The sequence below is a fragment of the Mesorhizobium sp. M7A.F.Ca.MR.148.00.0.0 genome (assembly GCF_003997735.1).
GTDB lineage: Bacteria > Pseudomonadota > Alphaproteobacteria > Rhizobiales > Rhizobiaceae > Mesorhizobium.
In genome coordinates, this window is the sequence record NZ_RZTB01000126.1 from 2,373 (window position 1) to 6,285 (window position 3,913).

At 61.0% G+C, this 3,913-nt stretch carries 7 protein-coding genes; 1 reads left to right on the forward strand and 6 read right to left on the reverse strand.

What is annotated here, in order from left to right:
- Positions 1 to 26 precede the first annotated feature (26 nt).
- Complete coding sequence (locus EOB49_RS38050) at positions 27 to 95, forward strand: excalibur calcium-binding domain-containing protein (RefSeq protein WP_245472867.1); 69 nt, start codon at positions 27 to 29, stop codon at positions 93 to 95.
- Here EOB49_RS38050 and EOB49_RS28670 read toward each other — a convergent pair whose 3' ends face one another.
- The 6 genes from EOB49_RS28670 to EOB49_RS28695 form a co-directional block, all read right to left on the reverse strand.
- Positions 96 to 497, reverse strand: a complete 402-nt coding sequence (locus EOB49_RS28670) for a DUF1515 family protein (RefSeq protein ID WP_127382955.1) — start codon at positions 495 to 497, stop codon at positions 96 to 98.
- Position 498: 1 nt separating this feature from the next.
- Positions 499 to 690 carry a hypothetical protein gene (locus EOB49_RS28675; protein WP_127382956.1) on the reverse strand — a complete coding sequence of 64 codons (192 nt, stop codon included), beginning with the start codon at positions 688 to 690 and terminating at the stop codon, positions 499 to 501.
- The gene (locus tag EOB49_RS28680; protein WP_127382957.1) at positions 675 to 908 is read right to left on the reverse strand and encodes a hypothetical protein; all 234 of its coding nucleotides are present in this window, start codon (positions 906 to 908) and stop codon (positions 675 to 677) included. Before EOB49_RS28680 ends, EOB49_RS28675 begins: the two co-directional genes overlap by 16 nt.
- Positions 908 to 1,705 (reverse strand): glycosyl hydrolase 108 family protein, encoded by a 798-nt coding sequence (locus EOB49_RS28685; protein WP_127382958.1) that lies wholly within the window; start codon positions 1,703 to 1,705, stop codon positions 908 to 910. Before EOB49_RS28685 ends, EOB49_RS28680 begins: the two co-directional genes overlap by 1 nt.
- Positions 1,706 to 1,788: 83 nt before the next feature.
- On the reverse strand, positions 1,789 to 2,013 hold the full coding sequence (locus tag EOB49_RS28690; protein WP_127382959.1) for a hypothetical protein: 225 nt from the start codon (positions 2,011 to 2,013) through the stop codon (positions 1,789 to 1,791).
- A gap of 207 nt (positions 2,014 to 2,220) precedes the next feature.
- Positions 2,221 to 3,913, reverse strand: a 1,693-nt coding sequence (locus EOB49_RS28695; protein ID WP_206526151.1) for a right-handed parallel beta-helix repeat-containing protein, incomplete at its 5' end; no start/stop codon positions are given.

A 3,913-nucleotide genomic window follows, 5' to 3' on the forward strand; every position in this document is an offset into this window, starting at 1 on the left:
GCAGTAATCCAGTTGTTGCAGGTCCCGTGAAGATCACCGGGGCCGATCCAAACAAACTGGACGGCGACCACGATGGCATCGGGTGTGAGAAGTAATTATCCGCCTCGCAGTACGCGCCAGATGTCGTGCCAGTATGCGGTAACGAGGGAAGCCAGAGCAGCGGCGGCCATGCCCGTAACGCCCAAGGCGCCGAGCCCCATCAGCTTCCACCGGGTCACCTCGGCAGTGACCGCTTTAACTCCAGTCATGTCGTCGTTGAGCTTGCTGACAGCCGTTTCTGTGGCCGCCACACGGTCGACCAGCTCGTCGGTCTTGGCATACATTTTGGACCGGCTGGCGGCCGCGCGCTGTTCGGATTGTTCGTAGCTTAAGGCGGCGCGGGAATCGCTGTCCTTGATGTCGCGTCGGATCTCCGTGATGTCGCGCTGCATGTTCTGCGTGGCTTCCAAGAGCCCGCCGATCATCATTTCCAGGCTTTTGTTTGCCGAAGTTGCCATATCAGGCTTTCCAACCGCAGAGCTTGGCGCCCTTTTCATTGTGCGCCAGTATTGCGGTGATCGAGGTATCCGAGAGCGTCTGAACTTCTGCCCTCGCCAATCGGATGGGATGCTCAATGGCGCAGAATGATCCGCCGACCGTGGTGCAGCCGGCGAGCGTAACGAAGCACATCCAAGCTATCGCCTTGACCATTTGGCCAGCCTCCCTCGATTCTTATCCGGCGCACGGCCGGCAACTGCATCGTCGATCTTCTGTCCTTCGGTGCGCGCCGCGGCGTCGGCTGCGTCCTGCTTCGCCTGGTTCTTCGCCTTGCCCATGGCATAGGCTCGCAAGAGCGCGACGAGCCCGGCCGCGCCGGCAAGGAGGTACGGCCACAACTGAGCGATGAGAGCAGCGAGGAGGGCGGACATCACTCCGCGACCTCCGCCTTGATCTGGCGCACCGCAGAGACGATCTGTGAGCGAAGCAGGAGCAGGACCAGCAGGAACACCAGCAGGACCACACCGCCAGCCAGGACGGCTTGCCAGTCCATGCCAGCAAGCCAGCCGAGGCCGATGGCGCCGGAGCCGAAGAGACCGGTCAGCCAGGACAGGAACCCAGATTTCTCCTTGACCTTCTGTTCGACCTTTTCGGGAACAACAGGTTTGTCGACCGGTACCTTCACCTCAACAGTCACCGGCGGCGGAGTGTCGGGCAATGCCGACAGCTTCAGCGCTTCGGAGCGCACTGACTGCACGCGGTCGGACCAGCCCCGGCCGAAAGTTTTCCATGTCGGAAGACGCTTCAGGAAGCCTAGGCGTTTGTCGCACAACGCGTCGATGACAACGCCGGCCGGTTTGGCCTTTACGGCTGCAATGGTGGCCGGACCGATGCGACCGTCCTGCCTGACGCCCACAACCGCCTGAAGGTACTTGGCAGCCCGAGCCGGCCCAGAGTTGACCGCGAAATCAAAAACGGCGTAGTCGACGCCGCCGGGAAGCTGGGCACCGGCCGTGGCATCCCAGTAGAACCGGCGATAAACAGTCGCCACTTGGGCATCGCTGATCTTCCTTAGGTCAACTTTGGTGGCGTCGGCCCTTACGTAGCGGCGGAAATTGGCAAGCGTGACGCCTTTCATGGTAGCGCCGCCGGGATCAGCCGGGTTGTCCGACCAGAGGCCTTCAGATTTCAGAACGAGCGCAAGCGCCCGCGCGAAGTTGCGATCCATGGCTAGTACCTTTCCGCCCTGATGGGCAGTTGTTCAGTTTGGCAAAGAAGGTTGGAGGCTGAAAAATCAGCCGGTTGAGCAGATCAGCGGTCTAGCCGCTCGCACTCATCAAGTAGGCCACCGAGCTCGAGGCAGAGATCGACGCGGCCGAGGCTGTTGGCGTTGTCATTAATCCCCATGCGGCGGTTGTAAGCCGTGACGGTGTCTTTCAGTTGAGAAACGCGACCGGCCTTATGACCGCTGGAATAGGCTAAACCAGCGATGCAAACACTTGCAGCGATTGCAAGCGCGGCAGTCTTGGCGTTCACTGGCATTTTCGCCTCTCGAATCAACTTGGGAAGAATTCGTCCATGGAAGACAGTTTGACCGAATTAGCAGCGAGGCTCCAGATGCAATGGAAGGCTTGGGCTCCCGCGATTGGCCTTGGTGTTGCCGCCGCCATCGGAATGATTTGGACCGTCTATCTGCCGATAGTTGGGCTTCGCCATCTGCTCGGGTACAATTAGACCTTTCGTTTATGGCTCAAAATCCCCAGCCCAACCGATGGCCGAACTGACTACCCACAATCCGGTTGCATAAGCTTCCAGCACCACGCGTTCGCCCGGATCGAGGATCAGGTATTTTCCGGCCCCGCCTCCCTTGAGTGTGTCTGTCCCGTTGGGATCGAGGTTCATGACATGGGTCGAGTGGACATCAGCAAAGTCGATGCGCAAGCCTGGCACCGCAGGCGGCAGCGTATGCGTCCTTGCCGCGCCGGCGCCGTTGTTGTGGCAAAGTGCGCGGTTGTGCAGACCGGTCAGCGTCGTGTTGACGGTCAGGTTGATCGGAACGCTCGTCGTTCCCTGGAGTCCCGGATTGTCGCCGCCGATGAACCGCGTCACGATGCCAGCGGTGATCGAGGCTCCGGTGCCGTCACCGACCCATTCGGAGAGGTCGAGGCCGTCGACCAGCATTTCGTCGATCGTGCCTCCTGTGGTGACGCGGAACATGATCCCGGTAGAAGTCACATTCTTCAGCGCGAAATCGCGCACGCTGACCTTGCGCAGCCTCTGACCCGCCGCCAGGTTGAAGCGGATACCATGCGACTGCGTGTTGCCTCTGATGCCGGTGAGGCTAAGACTTGCCGGGCTGACGACGTTCGCAACGACGATGGCATCGGTCGAGCAGTTCATCAGCGTGCCAGGGCCGATCGCCAGCAACGTCTGGTAAGGTGCTGCAATCGTCGCCGTTGCGCCGGACGTGCCGCCCGTAACCGTCTCGCCTGCCGTGAAGATGCCCGGGGAACCGCGTACGTATATTCGCCGCGTCACCGTGCTGGCTGTCTTAACGGTCAGCGTGGTGCCGCCAGTTATCGTCTCGGCCGCCTGGAAGGTTCCGCTGACTGGCAGAACACGCAGTACGTTGGCGAAGAAGTCGACCAGTGTCCCGATTGCGCCCGACGTGCCCCCGGTGACCGTCTCGCCAAGCTCATAGTCGAGCGTCGATCCGGTGATGACGATTTCGACATGCTGAAAGCGCAGCGTACCCGTTGACGCCGATGTGCCTCCCGTCACAGTCTCGCCCACCGTGAAGGAGCCGACTTGCGCGCTTAGGGCGAATTGGTATTCGCCGTTAGGTTCGAGCTGCAGCGCGGTATTGAAGCGGTCGATGTACCAGTGGTCGAGGCGGCCGGACTGGATCTGCACGCCGAAGACGTTGCCGGCCGCATTGCCTGACAGCCGGTTGCCGATCGCCTTGACGTTCGACAGCACGATTTCGCTGTTCGCGTCGGTAAGCGCAACACCCTCAAGGCAGTCGTTCACGATGACATTGGTGATGACGCCGCGCGGGTCCCTGGCGCCAGTCATTTCGACCCAGACGCCGGCGGAAGGGCTGTCCAAATGGCCATCCGCAATCACCCCATCTACGAGGATATCGGTCGTGTTGAGGTTGCCGGTATAGGTCAACACCACGCCGTCGCGCTTGCACTTCGTCGAGCGGATGTTGCGCACGATCGGTTTGCGGCATGCCGCGATGTAGACAGTGTCGCCAAACTCGGCAACCGCCGGTGTCACGATATTGTAGCCATCAATGTCCTCGATCGTCGGGCTGTCCACGCAGAGTGCCATGATGCCGGCAAGGCCCAGATTGCGCACCTTGACGCCCCGGATCACTGGCCGCTTGCGGCGTGCTCCGGTTGAAAGGCCGGCCCGGATGCCGATCGAATTC